At 73.2% G+C, this 18,953-nt stretch carries 16 protein-coding genes; 6 read left to right on the top strand and 10 right to left on the bottom strand.

From position 1 onward, the window contains the following. Positions 1 to 33: 33 nt before the first annotated feature. From ACIBCT_RS14170 to ACIBCT_RS14185, 4 genes are all read right to left on the bottom strand, one after another. Positions 34 to 726 carry a MarC family protein gene (locus tag ACIBCT_RS14170; protein WP_399188319.1) on the bottom strand — a complete coding sequence of 231 codons (693 nt, stop codon included), beginning with the start codon at positions 724 to 726 and terminating at the stop codon, positions 34 to 36. A gap of 149 nt (positions 727 to 875) precedes the next feature. After that, positions 876 to 2,183: a threonine/serine exporter ThrE family protein gene (locus ACIBCT_RS14175; RefSeq protein WP_399188321.1), complete on the bottom strand. Its 1,308-nt coding sequence runs from the start codon at positions 2,181 to 2,183 to the stop codon at positions 876 to 878. A gap of 63 nt (positions 2,184 to 2,246) precedes the next feature. Then, positions 2,247 to 3,506, bottom strand: coding sequence for an arginine deiminase (locus ACIBCT_RS14180; RefSeq protein ID WP_399188323.1), 1,260 nt, complete (start codon positions 3,504 to 3,506; stop codon positions 2,247 to 2,249). A 144-nt stretch (positions 3,507 to 3,650) separates the two neighbouring features. Next, positions 3,651 to 4,472, bottom strand: a complete 822-nt coding sequence (locus tag ACIBCT_RS14185; RefSeq protein WP_399188325.1) for a hypothetical protein — start codon at positions 4,470 to 4,472, stop codon at positions 3,651 to 3,653. Positions 4,473 to 4,643: 171 nt separating this feature from the next. On the opposite strand from ACIBCT_RS14185, the gene ACIBCT_RS14190 reads away from it, so the two are divergent. Next, positions 4,644 to 5,603 (top strand): serine hydrolase, encoded by a 960-nt coding sequence (locus ACIBCT_RS14190; RefSeq protein WP_399188327.1) that lies wholly within the window; start codon positions 4,644 to 4,646, stop codon positions 5,601 to 5,603. 91 nt (positions 5,604 to 5,694) lie between these two features. Beyond that, the gene (locus tag ACIBCT_RS14195) at positions 5,695 to 6,111 is read left to right on the top strand and encodes an ArsR/SmtB family transcription factor (RefSeq protein ID WP_399188329.1); all 417 of its coding nucleotides are present in this window, start codon (positions 5,695 to 5,697) and stop codon (positions 6,109 to 6,111) included. Between the two features lie 81 nt (positions 6,112 to 6,192). On the opposite strand, the gene helR is transcribed toward ACIBCT_RS14195, so the two are convergent. Then, a complete protein-coding gene (gene helR / locus ACIBCT_RS14200; protein WP_399188364.1) occupies positions 6,193 to 8,385 on the bottom strand; it encodes an RNA polymerase recycling motor ATPase HelR in 2,193 nt (730 codons plus the stop codon). A 174-nt stretch (positions 8,386 to 8,559) separates the two neighbouring features. Beyond that, positions 8,560 to 9,096: a YceI family protein gene (locus ACIBCT_RS14205; protein WP_399188331.1), complete on the bottom strand. Its 537-nt coding sequence runs from the start codon at positions 9,094 to 9,096 to the stop codon at positions 8,560 to 8,562. Between the two features lie 393 nt (positions 9,097 to 9,489). Between ACIBCT_RS14205 and ACIBCT_RS14210 the strand changes: the two genes are divergently transcribed. Next, the gene (locus ACIBCT_RS14210; RefSeq protein ID WP_399188333.1) at positions 9,490 to 11,247 is read left to right on the top strand and encodes a condensation domain-containing protein; all 1,758 of its coding nucleotides are present in this window, start codon (positions 9,490 to 9,492) and stop codon (positions 11,245 to 11,247) included. On the opposite strand, the gene ACIBCT_RS14215 is transcribed toward ACIBCT_RS14210, so the two are convergent. Together ACIBCT_RS14215 and sigJ are read right to left on the bottom strand one after the other, a co-directional pair. Further along, a complete protein-coding gene (locus tag ACIBCT_RS14215; RefSeq protein ID WP_399188335.1) occupies positions 11,225 to 11,638 on the bottom strand; it encodes a hypothetical protein in 414 nt (137 codons plus the stop codon). The genes ACIBCT_RS14210 and ACIBCT_RS14215 overlap by 23 nt on opposite strands. Before the next feature lie 182 nt (positions 11,639 to 11,820). Beyond that, the gene (sigJ, locus tag ACIBCT_RS14220; protein ID WP_399188337.1) at positions 11,821 to 12,756 is read right to left on the bottom strand and encodes an RNA polymerase sigma factor SigJ; all 936 of its coding nucleotides are present in this window, start codon (positions 12,754 to 12,756) and stop codon (positions 11,821 to 11,823) included. A 264-nt stretch (positions 12,757 to 13,020) separates the two neighbouring features. Between sigJ and ACIBCT_RS14225 the strand changes: the two genes are divergently transcribed. Next, positions 13,021 to 13,527: a carboxymuconolactone decarboxylase family protein gene (locus tag ACIBCT_RS14225; protein WP_399188339.1), complete on the top strand. Its 507-nt coding sequence runs from the start codon at positions 13,021 to 13,023 to the stop codon at positions 13,525 to 13,527. 238 nt (positions 13,528 to 13,765) lie between these two features. On the opposite strand, the gene ACIBCT_RS14230 is transcribed toward ACIBCT_RS14225, so the two are convergent. After that, positions 13,766 to 15,427, bottom strand: coding sequence for a hypothetical protein (locus tag ACIBCT_RS14230; RefSeq protein WP_399188341.1), 1,662 nt, complete (start codon positions 15,425 to 15,427; stop codon positions 13,766 to 13,768). A gap of 110 nt (positions 15,428 to 15,537) precedes the next feature. Between ACIBCT_RS14230 and ACIBCT_RS14235 the strand changes: the two genes are divergently transcribed. After that, a complete protein-coding gene (locus tag ACIBCT_RS14235) occupies positions 15,538 to 16,764 on the top strand; it encodes a sensor histidine kinase (protein WP_399188343.1) in 1,227 nt (408 codons plus the stop codon). Then, positions 16,761 to 17,435, top strand: coding sequence for a response regulator transcription factor (locus ACIBCT_RS14240; RefSeq protein WP_399188345.1), 675 nt, complete (start codon positions 16,761 to 16,763; stop codon positions 17,433 to 17,435). Before ACIBCT_RS14235 ends, ACIBCT_RS14240 begins: the two co-directional genes overlap by 4 nt. 122 nt (positions 17,436 to 17,557) lie before the next feature. Here ACIBCT_RS14240 and ACIBCT_RS14245 read toward each other — a convergent pair whose 3' ends face one another. Further along, complete coding sequence (locus tag ACIBCT_RS14245; RefSeq protein ID WP_399188347.1) at positions 17,558 to 18,697, bottom strand: NAD(P)/FAD-dependent oxidoreductase; 1,140 nt, start codon at positions 18,695 to 18,697, stop codon at positions 17,558 to 17,560. Positions 18,698 to 18,953 lie beyond the last annotated feature (256 nt).

Genomic DNA, 18,953 nt, shown 5'->3' on the forward strand with positions numbered 1-18,953 from the left:
CGAGGGCATGGGAGCGCGGGCCCCTGACCGCCGTCAGCCGTTGAGACGTTCCAGAACGAGGCCGGTGAAGCCGTTCGCCAGGAGGATGACGGCGATGGAGGTGAGCAGGATGCCGGCGATACGGTCGAGGAACATCTCCCCCTTCGGGGAGATGCGCCGCTGGACATGGCCGGCGGCGTACAGGGTGATGCCCGTGACGGCGGCGAAGCACAGCGCGGCCAGCGACAGGGCCAGCCTGTCCATGAGCGAGACGGCCTGGGCGGAGGCCGCCACGGCGAAGGCGAAGGTGGTCCCTCCGACGGTGAGCGGGAAGGTCACCGGCGTGAACAGCACCGATTTCACGCCTTCCGCCGCGCCCTGTGAGCTCTCTTCGGACGACGTCCCTTCCGGCGCGGCCCGCGGCTTCTCCTCGGACGGCGCCCTGTCGTGTTCCTCGGCGGCGCCCGCCCTGCCCAGCATCAGGGGAATGGCGGCGAAGGCCAGCGCGATGCCCCCTGTGGCGGTCAGCGCGGCGGTGCTGATGCCGAGGAGTTCCAGGAGCGGCTCACCGACCCAGAGCGCGAGGAGCACGAACACGGCGACATTGAGCGCCAGCCCGACGGCCAGGCGCAGGACCTGCCCGTGATCGAAGGAGCGCACGGTCGGCAGATAGGAGGCGAGCGCCGCGACGGGACTGTAGAGACCGAACAGGGCCAGGAACAGCACGAGCGCCGGATGACTGCTCACCGGACGCCCCGATGACGGATATCGCCGTTCACATCCACCGCGTCCCCCTGTTCCGAAGCGTCGTGCAGGGGGACGCCAGAAGAGAGCCCGGCGCGGCCGGATAACTACCCAGGGACATGAAAGGCGAATCGCGCGACAGCCGACGAGGATCAGTATCCTCTGGTGCGGCGCGCGGCCGGCCGCATCCGGCGCGGCCTGTCGCGACGACGCATGGCGCGCAGCACGTCGACGCCCAGGATCACTCCGGCACCGATGCCCAGGGCGATCGAGAGCGCCTCGACCAGGTAGCGTGAACCGCCCGGCACGTCCCCCAGGCTCAGCTTCAACATTCCCTGGAACAGCACCGAGCCCGGCAGCAACGGCCCGATCGCCGGGATCACGAACACCATCGGCGGTACGCGCACCCGATGCGCGTACGCCGAGCCCAGCAGTCCGATCACCGCGGCCGCCGCCGTGGTGGCCAGTACCGCCGGAATCTCCAGCCGGCGCAGGCAGACGTACACGATCCAGATCACCACGCCGCCGAGCGCGGCGGGCGGCAGGTGCCCGGGCGGCACCCGCAGCGCCACCGCGAACGCCAGCCCGAGCCCGAGCGCCCCGAGCAGTTGCGGCGGTGACAGCACCAGCGCCGCCGCGGGCGCGTCGTCCACCGTGATCGGCACCCCCGCCTTGACGGCGAAGGCCAGCATGGCGCCGATCCCCGAGACGACCGCCGCCACGATGAACACCACCTCCGTCAGCCGTGCGGTCGCGGTGACGTACTCACCCGCGATGCCGTCCTGTACGCAGGCGACCAGCGGCCTGCCGGGCAGCAGCGCGATCACCGCACCCACGACGACCGCGGAGGCCTGCACGGGCATCTGCCGCCAGATCATGAACACCGCGGCCGCGGTGCCGACGGCCGCCGCCAAGGCGAGCTGGAAGAACTCCGCCACCCCGCGCCTGGCGAGCCACGCCCCGGCCCGGTCACCGAGTGCGGTCGCCAGGAACGCCGCCAGAGCCACCACCGCGCCGCCGCCGGTCAGCACCGCCGCCGAGGCCGAGACCAGCGCGAGCGCCGTGACCACCACCCAGCCGGGGTAGATCCCGGCGCGGCCGCCGAGCGCACGCAGTCGTCGTTGCGCCTCGGCCGGTGGCGGCCTGAGACGGGTGATCTCCTCGACGAGTTCGTGCAGCGAGATCAACCGGGCGAAGTCGGGCTCGCGCCTGCGCACCCGCCGCTCGGCCGTGACCGGCAGGCGGCCGTCGTCCGGGACGAGCGACAGCGTCAGCGCCGACAGGTTCACGTCCGCGTCGATCCGGCGCAGGCCGTACGTCCGCACGATCGCGAGCATGGCGGCCGTGACGCTCTCGGTCCCCTCGCCGTTGGCGAGCAGCAACTCGCCCACACGCAGTGCCAGGCTCATGGCACGGTTGGCGTCGGCGCCGGACACGGCCTCGGGGACGGCCTCGGTCATCGGCCGGGCTCCTCCGTCGACCTCATGTCCATCGGGCCCGTCCGCCGGTCGGCCGCCCGGCGCTCAGATCGCGCCGCGTTCGATGGGGCAGGTCATGCACCTGGCACCGCCCCGGCCCTTGCCCAGTTCGAAGCCCTCGATCTCCAGGACCTCGACGCCGTGCTCGCGCAGCTTGCGGTTGGTGAAGGCGTTCTTGTGGTAGCCGATCACGACGCCGGGGGACAGGGCGAAGAAGTTGTTGCCGGAATCCCACTGCTCGCGGGTCATCTGGTAGTCGTCGCCACCGGTCGGGACGACCTCCAGACGGGTCAGCCCGAGCGCGTCCTGCAACGCGGCGGCGAAACTCGTGTCACGGTGCACCTCCACGGTTCCCTGCTTGTCGCCGGGACGCAGCGACCAGGTGGTGGCGGTCTCCAGGAACGGCGGGTAGGCGGTGGCCTTGTCGACGTCCAGGAACGTGAAGACCGTGTCAAGGTGCATGTAGGAGCGGCTCTTGGGAACGTGGACCGCGATGATCCGTTCCGCCGCGCCCGCCGCGAACATCGACACCGCGATGTGCTCGACGGTACGGGCGTTGGTGCGCTCGCTCATCCCGATCACGACCGTGCCCTTCCCGATGGGCATCATGTCGCCGCCCTCCATCGAGGCCATGCCGTACGACTCCTCGTTGAAACGCTCGTCCTCCCCGGCGTAGGGATACCAATAGGGGAAATCCACCTGGGCGAACATCGGGTGGTAGTGATACACGATCGACTGGTTGATCGTCTCCAGCAGGCGCGCGTGGTAGAACATCGGGTTCAGCGAGACCCCGCCGTACAACCAGGCCGCCGGGTCGCGCTGGTAGAGCGAGTTGGGCAGCGGCGGCAGGATGAACTCACGCGGGTTGGCCGAGGCCGCCACCAGGGAGTGCGCCTCCAGGTCGGCCACACCGAACTCCTCCTTGGTCAGACCTCCTATCAGGTGGGTGGCCAGCTTCTCACCGCTCCAGCCGGACAGCGTCTCGCGGACGGCGTCGACCAGCGCCGGACCGACGGTCAGGTGGGTGACGGTCTGCTCGATGGCGTGCCGCCTGGCGTCGAGTCCCGTGTCCAGCGCCTCGGCCAGGAGCCGCTGGTGGTGGAACACCTCGACACCACGCTCGCGCATCACCGCCACGAAGGCGTCGTGCTCGACCTGTGCCTGCTCGACCCACAGGATGTCGTCGAACAGCAGTTCGTCCATGTTCTTCGGGGTGAGCCGGTGAAAGCTGAGCTCGGGCCGATGCACGATGACCTTGCGCAACGGACCGACCTCGGAATGAACTCCCAGCGCCTGATCGGTCATCGCTCGTCCCCTTTGAAAGGCAGGGGGATGTCATTCCTCCACAGATCCTCCCCAACCGGCGCTTGGTGAAGCTTTACCGCGGGTCGGAGAAGACCGGAGGGGCCGCTCCCGGCCTTCTCACGGACGATCCACGGCCATGGGGGCTCAGTGGCGTCCGGGCACCGTCACGGGCGAGCTGAACGGGAGCACGAAGAACGGTCCCGTCACCACCGCCCGCTCGCTGCCCGGACCGAAGGGGAGGTCGGCGATCTGACGGCAGGTGCCCCGGTCCTCGATCCCGTGGACGGCGTTCCGGCCGTCGGGACCGGCGTTGAAGCGCCCGACGAGCGAGATACGGTCGCGCACCCGGCCCCGTTCGTCGACGAAGAAGCCGTGGATCGGCGCGGTGGCGGAGAAGCCGTCCTCGGTGAGGACCTCCTGCACCAGGTCCGAGATCAGGAAGCGCACCGTCCGGCCGTCGGCGTCGGTCGCGGTCCCCTCGATCTCGCCGACGAACGGGGTGAAGATGCCCGGCGAGCCGGTGGCGAACCCCTCGGTGTACGGGAGCGGCCGCCTGGCGAGCCGCGAGATCCGGTAGGTGCGCTCGAAGGTCCCCGTCTTGATCGTGTACGTGCCGTTCTCGCACTCGAAGGGGCGCAGCGTGCGGCCGGTGAGGTCGATCGTCTGCCGCTCGATCGGGTTGCCGGTGGCGGGGTCGCCGAACCTCTCCTCGTCGATGCGCACGTCGAGCCCGCGCGGCGACAGCTTCAGCACGAATCCCGGGCCGATCGCCTTGACGTGGAACCGGCTCTCCTTGATCTTCAGGCCCGGAGCGCCCGGAGCGCCCGGAGTACCCGGGACATCCAGGGCCGCTGGGACGTCCGGGGCGTCCGGCTGCGCGTGAGCGGTGGTCGCGGGGAAGAGGCCGGCGGCCAGCGCCGCGAGCAGGGTGACGGTGATTCGCACGACCGGAACGCCAGGACGCATGAGCCCTCCCTCGCAGCTGCGACGACCACGTCATGGTATAGCGGGACAAAGACGAGGTCGATCATCTTTTCTCGCCCACCGTCCCCGCCCCAACCCCTCACCCCCACCCGGCCGAGCGCGCCGCCAAAAAATCGTTATTCCGAAATTTCGGATTTATGGTTAACTGGAGGTATGTCATCAATCCTCAGCATGCTCCTGACCGCAGCGCTGGCGGCCCCGACGACCGGCGTCGCCGCCGCCCCCGCCCCCGCCGACCTCAAGGACGTTGAGGCCGTACTCGCCTACATCAGCGCCCACCCCGACGACGTCGCGCTGGTGACCCGGGGCATCAGCCACAACGCCGATCGCCTCGCCCCCGTGGCGTCGGCCTTCAAGATCACCCATCTCGCCGCCTACGCCGACGCCGTCCGCAAGGGCAAGGTCAAGCGGGGCGAGCGCGTCCCGGTGGCCCTGTGGAACGCCTACCACCTGCCCGGCACCGACGGCGGCGCCCACGAGGCGGCGCTCAAGCGGCTCAAGCCCGGTGCGAGCGTCACCCTCGACCAGGTCGTCTCCGCCATGATCCAGGAGAGCGACAACGCCGCCGCCGACCTGCTGCGCGACCGCCTCGGCCCCGGCGCACTGCGCAAGGTCGCGCAGACGCGTGTCGGCACCCTCAACGGCGCGATGCTGCGCGCCTTCGGCGGCTGCACGCTGTCCGCCGACGCCTGCCTGAAGAGGTACGTCAAGGCCGGTGAGCAGGTGCGGCTCACGCTTCCCGACTTCGCCCGGCAGGCCGACTGGGCCGAGACCGTGGCCCGCGTCGAACCTGGCGTCCTGCGCCGGGTGCTCGCCGGGCTCCGGAAGGACAGGATCGCGAGCCGGCACCTGGAGTGGCCGATGCGCCAGCCCGGCGCCGACCCGGACAAGCTCCTCATCGGCACCAAGGGCGGCGCGCTGCCCGGTGTCATCAGCGAGGCCATGTACACCGTCCGGCCAGGTGAGAAGCCGCGCGAGACCGTCCTCGCCCTGCGGCGCCTGCCCGAGGAGACCTGGTACTCGGGGGTGCGCAGCTATGCTCATCAGCAGTTCATCGTACGAATGGCGACGGATCCCGCCTTCCTCGCGAGAGTCCGCGCAGCGTTGAAGTGAGGCGACCCTGACCAGTGCCGACGACCGGTTCCAGGACCTCGAGGCCCGGGTCGCCGCCCTTGAGGCCGCACTCGCCGCTTCCCCGCCGGCGGTGGCGGGCGACGACACCGGCCTGATCACCTACGGCGGTCAGGCCATGATCGGCGGCTACCACTGGGTGTGGGAGATGGCCCGCAGCCCCGGCCGGCTGCTTCGGCAGCCGGCCGGGCCGCTGGCCGCGGTGCTGGCCGCCGCCGGGCATCCGGCGCGCTTCGAGATCCTTCAGTCGCTGGTCGCCGGGCCCAAACAGGTCGCCGACCTGCAGGCCGAGCTGGCCCTCGCCTCGCCCGGCCAGCTGTACCACCACCTCAAGACGCTCGCCTCGGCCGGGCTGGTCGAGCAGCCCGAGCGAGGGGTCTACCGGGTGCCGCCGCACGCGATCTTCCCCGTGCTGGCCCTCGCCGCCGCCGCGGTCGACGTGGTCGAGCGCTCCGGCGCCCCGGCGAGCCCCGGCGACCCTCCCGGCTGAACTCCGGCGGACGCGCGAGCTCTCCACCACGGGACGGTGACCGATCCCTCCCGTACGGGCCCGGCGAGGTCGCGACCGGTGTCAGAGGCTCGTGAGGACGACGAGCCGCCGGGTCGCCCGGGTCATGGCGACGTAGCGGTCGACCGCTCCCTCGACGCCCGTGCCGAACGCCTCCGGGTCGACGAGGACGACCAGGTCGAACTCCAGCCCCTTCGCCAGTTCCGGGGTCAGCGACCGGACACGCGACGTCGCCCGGAACGCGGGATCGCCGATGACGCAGGCGACCCCGTCGGCCTGCTCGGCGAGCCAGGTGCCGAGGATCGAGTCCAGCTCCGAAACGGATCCGTGCTCGACGGGGACGCCCCCGCTGCGGATGGAGGTCGGCACGTTGGCGTCCGGGATCACGGCCCGGATGACCGGCTCGGCCTCCGCCATGATCTCTTCCGGCGTCCGGTAGTTGACGCTCAGGCGAGCCAGCCGGATCCGGTCCAGCCCGACCCGCCGGAGCCGTTCCTCCCACGACTCCGTGAACCCGTGCCTGGCCTGGGCGCGGTCCCCAACGACGGTGAAGCTCCGGGACGGGCAGCGCAGCAGCAGCATCTGCCACTCCGCGTCGGTCAGCTCCTGGGCCTCGTCCACGACGACGTGCGCGAACGGGCCGGCGAGCAGGTCCGGTTCGACGCCGGGCGACGCGGCCTCGTCGACCAGGGCGTCCTTGAGGTCCTGTCCGTGCAGCATCGTCACCACGCCCTCACCGTCGTCGTCGGCGTCGAGCAGGGCGTCGACGACCGTGGACATGCGCTCGCGCTCGGCGGCGAGGGAGGCCTCACGGCGGCGCTCGCGTCGTGACGCCTCCGGGTCGCCGAGCCGCTGCCGTGCCGCGTCCAGGAGCGGCAGGTCGGACACCGTCCAGGCCTGGGCGTCCTCGCGCTGCAGCCGCCGGACGTCGTCGACGTCCAGCCAGGGAGCGCACATCCGCAGGTAGGCGGGGACCGTCCACAGGTCTCCGACGAGGTCGGCCGCCTCGATCAGCGGCCACGCGCGGTTGAAGGTCGCCAGCAGTTCCCTGTCCGCCGACAGCGACGTGCGGAGCAGGCCGGGCGAGACCTCGCCGTCGTGCTTGTCCGCCACGATCGTGAGCAGCTCCTCCCAGATGCGGCCGCGCGCCTCGTTGTGCGGGGTACCGGGTTCCGGTGCCTCGAACGCCTCGGCCCAGTCGTCGGCGCTCAGCCAGACCTCGGACCGGTCCGTCGTGATCGTCATCCCCTTGGTGGGCGGGTTCTCGTAGAACCTGACGGCCGGCTCGATCGCCTTCACCAGGTCCGCGGACGCCTTCAGGCGGGCCACCTCCGGGTCGGTCTCGACGCCCGCCGAGGCTCCCTCGGCGACGAGGTCCCGCAGGGTGCAGGTCTGCACGCCCTCCTCCCCCAGGCTGGGAAGGACGTCGGCCACGTAGGCCAGGTAGGGCTGGTGCGGGCCGACGAACAGCACGCCGCCCCGGCGGCGGCCGAGGCGGGGGTCGGAGTAGAGGAGGTAGGCGGCGCGGTGCAGCGCGACGACGGTCTTGCCCGTACCCGGGCCGCCGTCGACGACGAGGGCGCCGCGCGATCCCGCGCGGATGACGGCGTCCTGGTCGGCCTGGATGGTGCCGAGCACGTCGCGCATCCTGGCCGACCGGTCGGCGCCCAGGCCGGCGATGAAGGCGGACCGGTCGTCGAGCGCGGCATGCCCGGCCAGGCCGTCCGCGGTGAACACCTCGTCCCAGTAGTCGTTGATCCGGCCACGGGTCCAGCGGTACCTGCGGCGGCTCACCAGCCCCATCGGGTCGGCGTGGGTGGCCCCGAAGAACGGCTCCGCCGCGGGGGACCGCCAGTCGAGCAGCAGCCGGCGGCCCGCACTGTCGGTGAGTCCGAGCCGTCCGATGTAGACGGGTTCGGGGTCGTCCGCGGCGACCATGTGGCCGAGGCACAGGTCCAGGCCGAAGCGGCGCAGCGCGCGCAGGCGCGAGGCCAGCCGGTGGATCTCCAGGTCCCGGTCCATCGCCTGCCGGCCCTTGCCGCCGGGCGACCTGCGCTCGGCGTCGAGGCGGTCGGACAGGTCGGCGATCGACCGCTCAAGGCTCTCCGCGATGGCCGCGAAGTGCCGCTCGTCACCGGCGATCAGCGCCGGGTCCGCCTTGGGGGCCAGGTGGGCGGGAAGGTCGAACGCGCTCTCGGACCCCACCGTCCCCGGCTCCGGCGCGTCCGACTCCGGCCTGTGTGCCGGCAACACCATACGCACGTCGTGATCCTCGTTTCCGCAGGTTACGGCTTCGGCCGACGATTCTGCGGCACGACCGGGGGCTTGCCGCAAGCCCCCCGGTGCGCTATACGTTGAGAGTGGAAAGGAGTGGATCTCCCCTTTCCCCTTCGTCCCCGCCGGTGATCGAGTCCCACGTCCCGGCCGGGCTCACGCCTCCTCCAGCAGGGCGACGACCTCGATCGTGATGCCGAGACGGCGGCCGGTCATGCCCTTCGCCCTGGTCAGGCCGAAGGCGTACCTGTCGATGTCCGTCGTGGCCCGCGCCCTCAGGCACCGGTCGCCGGTGGTGAGGTGGCCGATGCTCAGGACCGTCGGCCGGGTCACGTCCCGCACGGTCAGCGTCCCCCGCACAAAGGCGCCCCCGTCGGAGCGTTCGACCTCCCGGCCGCGGAAGACGATCTCGGGGTACGCGGCGGCGTCGAGGTAGTCGGAGGAGCGGACGTGCTCGTCGCGCCGCGGGTCGCCGCTCTCGAACCCGGCCGCCCGGATCACCACGTCCACGGTGGAGTCGCCGACGCCCTCGGTGACCACGATCCGGCCGTGGTCGACCGCGAAGGATCCTCGTACCGGCAGCAGGCCGAACACCGCGCGTGTCGCGAACCGGACCGTCGTCGCGTCCGGGTCCACGCGATAGGTCCCCGGTGCCGCCCCGTACGCGTGCCCGCCGTCCGAATGCTCCGTCACGCTGACCGCTCCCTGTGCCGATGGATCGACGGCGGACGGCGTGAGGTCCATCGCCACCCGGTCCGAGGGGCGGCCGGAACACCGGTCGCCTCCGAGGACAACGGTAGGAGGTCCGGTTCGCCGCCGACATCGGGCTACGTGCACACCCGGGTGTGGCCAGGTACACCCCGGGGACGCGGGACCACCGGGGAGGCCCTCCCCGCCCGGTGCCGGGAACCGCGCCGGCGTCCCGTACCGGGAACGCGTCCTCGCGGCCGGGAGCCGGACGGGAAAGGCGCGAAAACCGGGCCGGGCAAGGCTTGTCGCGTCTCCCGCGGACATGATTCACTGACACCACCCCCGAAACTGTAAGCAAACTTTCCAATAATGAACCCTTCGGTCTGGTGGCTTCCCGTGGCACAACCGCTCTCGTCCGGACCGGAACGGTTCCGGTCCCTCCACCGGCCCGATCCGCTGGACCGTTCCCGCACCGCGTGCTTCTCCGGCCTGACGGCCCGCCACGGCCCGTTGACGACGGGCCAGGCCAACATGGTCCGCTGCATGCTCACCGACCCGCCCGAGCACATGAACTACCGCGTCGTACGCGCCGTCCAGCCGGGCACCACGCTCGCCGTGGTCACCGAGGCCGTGCGCCGGCTGGTGACCCGGCACGAGTCCCTGCGCACGACCTTCCACGACGGCCTCCAGCGGGTCCTGGCCGCCGGGGAGGTGACCGTCGAGGTCCACGACACCGGCCTTTCCCCGGCCGTGCCGGAAGACGCCGGGACGTGCGAGAGCGACCTCGCCGAGCAGGTCGCGCGGCGTCTCCAGGGCACGCGCTTCGCGCTGGACACGGAGATCCCCCTCCGGGTCGCCGTGATCGCCTCAGGCGGCGTACCGCGACAGGTCGTCCTGGTGACCACGCACAGCGCCATGGACGCGGCCGGGCTGGCCGTGGTGCTCACCGAGTGGGACGAGCTCCTCCTCGGCAAGCCGCTCGCGCCGGTGACCGCGCCGCAGCCGCTCGACGTCGTGGCGGCCGAGCGCACCCCGGCCGGCCTGCGACGCGCCGAGTCGGCGCTCCGCTACTGGGAGCGCCACCTGCGCGCGGTGCCCCGGTCCACGCTGACGGTCCCGGTGGACGGCGAGACGGACTGGCTGCTCCCCCGGCTGCGCGTGCGCTCGGTCCCCGCGGCCGGGGCGCTGGGGCGGATCTCCGCGCGTACCGGGGCGAGCCCGTCGGCGGCGGTGCTCGCGGCCCTGGCGGCGCTCGCCGGGGTACGGGCCCGCCAGCGGACGGTCGTCGTGCTGTCCATCTCGGCGAACCGGTTCCGGCCCGAGCTGCGCGAGTACGTCGGGCCGCTCGCCCAGGACGCGCTGATCCCCGTGGAGACCGGCGCGGACGGCTTCGACGCCGTGCTGCGCGGCGCGCGCTCGGCGACGATGACCGCGTACCAGAACAGCCGGTTCGACGCGGACGCCCTCATCCGGATCATGGAGGACGTCCAGCGGGAGCGCGGCCTGTTCTTCGCGCGCGACATCGTGTTCAACGACATGAGCGTCCCCGGTCGGGGCCCGCGGGCCGTCCGGGGCGGCGAGGACGTCCACTCGGTGTGGCTCCCACCGGCCGTCCTGCCCACGCGCACCTCGCTCTGGGTCCACCGGACGCACGGCGAGCTCGACGTCACCCTGTGGGCCGATCCGCGCTGCCTGCCCCGCGGCGACGCGCTGGCCCTCGGCGAGGGGATCGCCCGGCTGCTCATCGAGGCGGGCGACCGGGACGTGCCGCGGTCCGAGCTGACCGCCCTCACCGGTGTCGTCCCGGTCCCCCGGGACGACGGCTGGCTGCCGGTCGACGGCTGCTGGGTCCACCTGCCCGAGGTCGGGCGCCTGACGGCGGACGCGCTCGCTCGGCTGACCGGCGGCGACGGGACGGCCCCCACCGCCGAGACGGCCGTCGTCGCCGAGGCCGACGAACGGCTCGGGCACCGGCTGGTGTGCTTCACGACGGCCGCCACCACCCCTGCGGCGCTGCACTCCGCCTGCCTGGGCCTGCTCCCCGGCCGTATGTCGGCCATGGCCCCGCACCACTACGTCGTCTGCGCGGCGGCCCCGTCCCCGGGCACCTCCTGGCAGGACCTGCCCAGGGTCACCGAGGGTTCCGGGCGCTGACCCCCCGCTCGGCGTCTCCGCCCCCGGTCCCGCCGGGTGCTCCACCGGCGCGGCGGAGGGCCAGGACCCGGTCGAGCTGGAGGAGGCTCAGGCCGAACAGCAGGGCGCCCAGCGGGACGTGCAGGGCCGTCAGACGCGCGAGACCCAGCGCGACCTGCGTCAGCGTGAGCGCCAGGAACCCGGCCGCGTACAGGATGGGCCTGGGCGAGCCGCCGCCCGGCCGCCACACCAGGACCGCGGTGCCCAGGTGCAGCAGCGCCACGACGAACACCGCGTACGACGAGGCGCTGTGCAGTACGTGCCCGTTGGGCCAGGACAGCATCAGGCCGGCGGTGATCGGCGCGGCGAAGAGGGCGACGGTCTGCAGGACGATCGCGACGCGCAGGAACACGGGTGACTCCTTGAGGGCTGCGGAACGGGTGAGGACGGCGACGACCGCGACGCCCTTCCGCGCGCCGGACGGTGTCTCAGCGTTCCGACGACACGACCACCGGAAATGTGAGGTGGATCCGCGTCCCGTCGCGGAACGTCACAGGTCGTGACGGCCGGGTGCCCGGGACGGCCCCGGTGCCGTCACCCGTCCGTCCAGGGACGGAGCTTGTCGGGATTGCGTACCGCCCAGATGTGGGTGATCCGGTCTTCGACGACCTCGAACGCCATCACCGCCGTGACGGCGCCGTCCCGCTGGGCCACCAGGCCGGGCTGGCCGTTGACCGTCCGCTCCAGGATCGTCAGGCCGGGCGCCACGGCGGCGATGGTCAGGGCGTAGCGGGCGATCCGCTCGCCGCCCTCGATCGGGTGGGGCGCGGTGCTGGCGAGCCCGCCACCGTCGGAGACCATCGTGGCCCCGGGGGCGAGCAGGCCGATGAGGGCGCCGATGTCCTTGGCCTCCCAGGCCCGCTTGAAGTCCCTGACGACGTCGGCGCGCCCGGCCGCCGGGGCCGGGAGGGCCTGGGACGCGCGGATGCGGCGCCGGGCCGAGGAGGCCAGCTGGCGGCACGCCGCCGGCGTACGGCCGACGATCTCGGCCACCTCGGCGAAGGAGTAGCGGAAGACGTCGTGCAGGACGAACGCGACCCGCTCGGCCGGGGTCATCGACTCCAGCACGACGAGGAAGGCCATGTTGACCGACTCGTCGAGGGTGACGCGGTCGGCCGGATCGGCCGAGACGCCGCCCGGCCTCCCGTCGGTCCACTCCGTGCGGTCGGGCAGCGGCTCGGGGATCCACTCGCCCACGTAGCTCTCCCGCCGGGCCCGCGCCGAGCCGAGCAGGTCCAGGCAGATGCGTCCGGCGACCGTCGTCAGCCAGGCGCCCGGGGAGCGTATGGCCTCCTGCTGCGGCCGGGACATGGCGTACCAGCGGGCGTAGGTCTCCTGGACGACGTCCTCGGCGTCGGCCAGGGTGCCGAGGAGCCGGTAGGCGAGGTTGATCAGGTGACGCCGCTCGCTGATGATCGCGTTCAGGCTCGGATCGGGGTGGGTGCGGCCCGGCTCGTACGGGGCGGTCATGGTCTCGTCGGCTCCCTCGGTGCGGCGGTGCTCACCGGATCGACGAGACAGCGCGCCGAAGCGTGAGGCCGGCGCGTCACCTCACATTCCCGGCGGTCGTGTCGTCGGACTCCCGGGACACGGTCCGGTACGCGGAGGAGCCCTGCGACTCCGGCACGGATCGCCTCATCCTCCTCCACGGGCGGCCGCTTCACGACGGGGGCCGGCCGCACCGGGCCGTACGTCCCGAGAACACCACCGAAATCGAGAAAGGGAACACCTCCGATGTCCACACCCACGACGGCCGGCCAGGACGACCTCCGGTCCCGCCTGCCCGACCCCGCCCGGTTCTTTCCCGACCTGATGACGATCGCCGCGGGCATGACCACGGCCACCCGGAACGGCGCGATCCCGCAGACCACCGTCGGCCTGGTGCACCTGCGCGCCGGGCAGATCGTCGGCAGCACGTACCACACCGTCCGGCAGACCGGCCTTCTCCGCAAGGCCGGGGAGACGGAGGAGCGCATCACCGCCGTGGCGTCGTGGCGGGACGCCCCCTACTTCACCGACGCCGAACGGGTCGCGCTGGAGCTCGTGGAGGCCGTCCTGACCCCGAACCCGTCCGGTGAGCGCGTCCCCGACGAGCTGTACGCCAGGGCGTCCGCCTGCTACGACGACAAGGCGCTCTGGACGCTCGTCATGGCGATCGGCCAGATCTGCTTCTTCGTCCCCGTCGCCCTCATCGCCAAGCCGCTCCCCGGCAGGCCCCCGGGGAAGAACTACACCGGGTGACGCACCCGGGCTTCTTATGAGGTCCCGGATTTCCGCGAACCTGCGGCAGCGGGCGTCCGGCTGAGGCCACCGGGTACGCCGGGCCGGATATGGCGTGGACGGCGCGGCACGGCGGCATGGCGGCATGGAGGCCCCCGGTGACGCGTGATCATGGTGATCACGCGTCGCCGGGGGGCTTTCGCCGATGGCCCGGACGTCTCAGGGGAGCGCGCGAAGCAGACGGCGTCGCCCCGTCCGGTCACCGGGGTGATCGCTCGCCGTCGCGGCGGCGTGACCGCAGGCGGACCAGGGCGAGGACGGCGACGGCGTAGCCGCAGAGCACGCCGAACCCGGCCCACCAGGGAAGCGGGGGGTAGCCCGCCGACGGCGCGTAGTGGGCGATCACCTGCGGGTACTCGCGGGCGGTCCGGTAGACGGCGAAGCCCGCGGCCGGGGTGAGGCGCAGCAGCCACCTGGCCACGTCGTCGGGCAGGATCGGCAGGACCGCCAGGACGTACGGCAGGACGACCGTCGAGATCGCGACGAGGATCGCCGCCCAGGTCCGCCGTAACAGCGCGCCGAGAGCGAGCGCGAGCACGGCGGCGACCGCGAGCAGCGCGGCGGCACCGGCGACGACCCGCAGCTCGGTGAGGACCGGCACCGGAAGGACGCCGAGACCGCCCGCGCGCAGGATCCGCGGGCCGGCCGCCACCACGGCCGCCGAGGCGACCAGCCCGGCCGCGAAGGTGACCGCTGCCGTCACGACGGCCTTCGCCACGGCCGTACGGAAGGCGGGCGCCGCCCCACCGGCCGCGCCACCCCTCACGTCGTCGGCCGCGCCACCCGTCACGCCAACCGCCGCACCACCCGTCACGTCGTCGGCCGCGCCACCGACCGCGCCACCCGCCGCGCCCGGCCGGTGCTCGGCGGTCATGAACCGCACGGCCACCACCATCACGATGACCAGGCCGACGACCAGGCCCGCGAGGGAGCCCTCCACGGCGTGACCCGGCGCGGTGCCGATCGGCCCGATGTCGCCGGTTCCGGTGACGGTGAACGTGCCGTCCGACTCGACGAGACCGGGCGGCCGGTGGTGCCTCTCCCAGTCGGTGTGCCCCATCTCGCCCACGCTGCCGTGGCTCCATCCGCCGGTGGACGTGCCGCCCCGCACGCTGACGTGGTCGAAGACGGCGGTGGCCTGGGTGAAGCGCGACGCCTGAAGGCTCGCGCCGAGGGCGACGGGAGTGAGGGTCACGTCCCCCGGGGACGCGACGAAGAGCCCGACCCGTACCGTCTCGGGCAGCGCGGCGAGGCGGGCGGTGCCGACCTTCGTCCACCGCGTGCCGTCGGCCGACTCGTGGCCGGTGACGGTGTCGCCGGAGCGGATCAGCCGCAGCCAGCGCGGTGCCCGCGGCGAGACGCCGCCCGGGCGCCCGGCCGTGTCGTGGACGTAGTCGTGCTGCATCCGCACGCCGTGCGCGCCGGTGAGCATCAGCGCCGCGTAGGAGGAGCCCCGCGCGGTGCCGTCCTTGATGATGACACCGGCCTTCGCCCAGGGGACGAGACCGGGGACGATCTCGTCGTGGTCGGGCGGCGGGTAGGTGATGACGCCCGTCATGGACGTCAGGCGGACGGTGATGTCGCCGTTCCTGCCCAGGGTCCGGTGGACGAGGTAGGACGTGTCGCTCACCGCCCGGCCGTGCGGCCCGACCGGATCGGCGGGGCAGGGGACCTCCACCGGACCGGCGGTGCAGGAGGTGCCGAGGCTCGCCGCGATCGCGGAGAGCACTCCGAGCAGGACGATGACGAGGATCGCGGACGCCATGGCGGCCGTCCGGCCCCGGGTGCGGAACTTCCCCCATTCCCGTCGCACGCGTACGGTCAGGGGCGGCCCGGCGGTGTCTTCAGTGGATTCCGGCATGGGTCCGGTTCTACGGAACCGGCCGTGACACGGGCCGAACCGGTGCTGTCACATCGCTGTTAGGCGGGGCGGCGCATCCTGGAGGTCCGCACGCGAACGGGAGAGAACCGATGAGCAAGCCGCGACGCCCCGCGTCACCGAGGCGGACGGCGGGCCAGCGTTTCACCGTCCTGTACGCCGCGCTGTTCCTCGCGTCCGGCCTGGGGCTGCTGGTCCTCACCAACCTGCTGGCCACCGTCAGGGTGAGCGAGCCCGCGCCCGGTCAGGGCCCTGGCGCACCGTGGCCCGGCCTCGCCCAGGAGCGCGTCCACCGGCTCGAGGCGCAGCTCATGGACGCCCAGGCGATCCAGTCGCGCCGGCTCCTGGTGGGCTCGGTGGTCGCGCTGGTCGTGATGGCGGTGATCTCGGTCCTGCTGGGCAGGTTCGTGGCCAGCCGGGTGCTGCGCCCGTTGCGGACGATCACCGCTGCGACGCGGCGGATCTCCGCCGACAACCTGCACGAGCGGCTGGCCGTGCCGGGCCCGGCCGACGAGGTCAAGGACCTCGCGGACACCATCGACGAGCTGCTGGAACGCCTGGAGGCGTCCTTCGCCGCCCAGCGCCGGTTCGTCGCCGACGCCTCCCACGAGCTGCGGACGCCGCTGACGACCATGCGGGCGTCGCTGGACGTGGCCGTGGCCAAGCCGCGGCCGGTGCCACCGCAGACGCTGGCGCTCGCCGACCGGCTGCGCACCGAGCTCGACCGGGTGGACGGCCTTCTGGAGAGCTTCCTCGACCTCGCCCGCGCGCGGCACGGCGAGTTCCGCGACCGCGTCCCGGTCTCGCTCGCGACCCTGGCGTCCGAGGCGCTGGCCGCCCGCGCGGCCGACGTCGCGGAGAGGGACCTGACCGTCGAGGTCCGTACCGGGGAGGACGCGTGGACCCGGGGCGACCCGACCCTGCTGTCCCGCATGGTGAACAACGTGATCGACAACGCGGTCGTCCACAACCGGCGCGGCGGCCGGATCCGGCTGGAGACCGGCACCGGGACCCGCACCGAGCACGGCACGGGGAACGGCTCAAGGGCCGGCACGGGGGACGGCTCGGCGTGGCTGGTCGTGGAGACCGGCGGGCCGCCCCTCGACCCGGCGCAGGTCGCCCGGCTCACCGAGCCCTTCCGGCGGCTCGGCGCCGACCGGACCGGCTCCGAGACCGGCTCCGGCCTGGGCCTGTCGATCGTCGCGGCCGTCGTCGAGGCCCACGACGGCGTCCTGGACCTGCACGCCCGGCCCGAGGGCGGCCTGCGCGTCACCGTCTCGCTGCCGCGGGCGCCCGTACCGGAAGGCGCCGGCGCGTGAGGGTCCTGGTGGTGGAGGACGCGCGCTCGCTCGCCGAGGTCCTGGCGGAGGGCCTGCGGGACCAGGGCATGGCCGTCGACGTGGCCCACGACGGCCTGGAGGCCGCCGCGAAACTCGACCTGACCCCGTACGACGTGGTGGTCCTCGACCGTGACCTGCCCGGGATCCACGGCGACACCCTCTGCCGGATGATCGCCGAACGGGACGGGCGCGCGATGGTCCTGATGCTGACCGCCGCGGGCTCCCCGGGGGACCGGGTCAGCGGCCTCTCCCTGGGGGCCGACGACTACCTCGCCAAACCGTTCCACTTCCCCGAACTGGTCCTGCGCGTCCACGCCCTGGCCCGGCGCCGTCCGTCCGCCCGGCCGCGCACCCTGCGCGCGGCCGGGATCGAGCTCGATCCGGTACGCCGCACGGTCGCCCGCGACGGCAGGAGGATCGACCTGTCGGTCAAGGAGTTCGCGCTCCTGGAGGCCCTGCTGCGCGCCGGTCCCGCCTTCCTCAGCACCGAGGACCTGCTCGAACAGGTCTGGGACGAGAACGCCGACCCGTTCACCAACACCGTCGCCGTCACCGTCGGAAGGCTTCGCCGCAAACTGGGGAGCCCGCCGGTCATCACGACGACCCCCGGGGTGGGGTACCGCATCACCGGCCCCGCCGACGAGGTGTGACGCGAGACGACGTGTCCAACGGTGACTTCCGGTCGATCGTCGCCTTCCAGCGGAGATGGCGGAGGAAGCGTCGCCATGCGACACGGGGATCGGCCGCGTCGGCGGACGCCGACGCGGCCGGCTCACCGGCGGGAGACCCGCGGCGCTCCTGCCGCGGGCCGCGGGCCGACGTCGGGGAACGAGCCGTCGCCGAACAGGATCCGCGCCGCCAGGGCACGACCGGCACGACCGCGCAGCACGGTCACCGCCGCCTCCGCCGCGGCCGGCGACCGGATTCCGGCGAACGCGCGGCGCAGCAGCAGCCGGCCCCGGAACCGGGCCCGCAGCGCGTCCCCGTCGTACCGGCTCAGCACGCGCCGGTCGCCGGTGCGCAGGTACTCGGCGGTGACCGCCGCGGCCAGCTCGGACATGCGCAGGCAGGGGTCCAGCCCACCGGCCGTCAGCGGCGACACCGCGCCCGCCGCGTCCCCGACGAGCAGCCCGGCGGGACACGCCAGCCGTCGCAGCACGCCGCCGACCGGGATCGGGCCGCCCCGGCGCTCGACCGGCCCGGCCGGTGGTGCGCCGCCGGGCGCGTCCGCGGCGAAGGCGTCCAGCAGGTGGCGGACGCCGGTGCGCATCGCGTCCGGGTACCCCGCGACGCCGACGTGCGCGTGCCGGCCGTCGTCGATGACCCATCCCAGGTACCCCGGAGCGATCCGGGGGTCCAGCACGCAGTGGAACGCCGGGACGGTGGTGCCCGGCGCGACCGGGTAGAGGATCTCGGCGCCGACGAGGAGGCGCCGGTTGACGTCGAGGCCGAGGTCCCGGGCCACCCGGGAGCGGGCGCCGTCCGCGCCGACGACGAACCGCGCCCTCACCGGTTCCGCGTCCGCGAACCGCACGACGCCCGCCGACGCGCCGACGTAGCGTACGCCCGGCAGGATCCGGGCCCCGGCCGACTCCGCCGCGCGGCGCGCGTGCTGGTAGACGGCCGCCATGTCGGCCACGCGGTACTCGTCCCGGTCGCTGGTGAGCCGGACCGGTGCCCGGCGCGACGGCGGGTACAGCAGCACGTCCCGTACCCCCGGCCCCAGCAGGTGCTCCGGCAGGTCGAAGTCGTCGAGGGTCCGGCGCACGAAGATCCCTGTCGTGCGGATGCCCGCCGAGAGCGACCTGCGGCGGTCGATCACCGTCACGTCCAGTCCCCGCCGGGCGAGCAGGCGCGCCGTGTGCAGGCCGGCCAGGCCCGCGCCCACGACCAGTACGTCCACTGTCTGCATGTCATGCGACGTTAGGGACGATGTCCCGTCCGCACGACGGTCTGCACGCTACCTGCCGCATACCTCTACACCGCCGCCACACCCGGCGGGCGCGGAACCGGCGTCACGTCCCCGGAAAGCACGCCGGGGGGGGGGGGGGGGGGGGGGGGGGCGGGGGGCGGGCGCCCCGCGCCCCCCCCCCCCCCGCCCGGGCCCCCCCGCCCCCCCCCCCACACCCACCACCAACACCCCCACCCCCGAAGACTACCGACAAACC

The sequence above is a fragment of the Streptosporangium sp. NPDC050855 genome, assembly GCF_044456585.1.
GTDB classification, from domain to species: Bacteria; Actinomycetota; Actinomycetes; order Streptosporangiales; family Streptosporangiaceae; genus Streptosporangium; species Streptosporangium longisporum.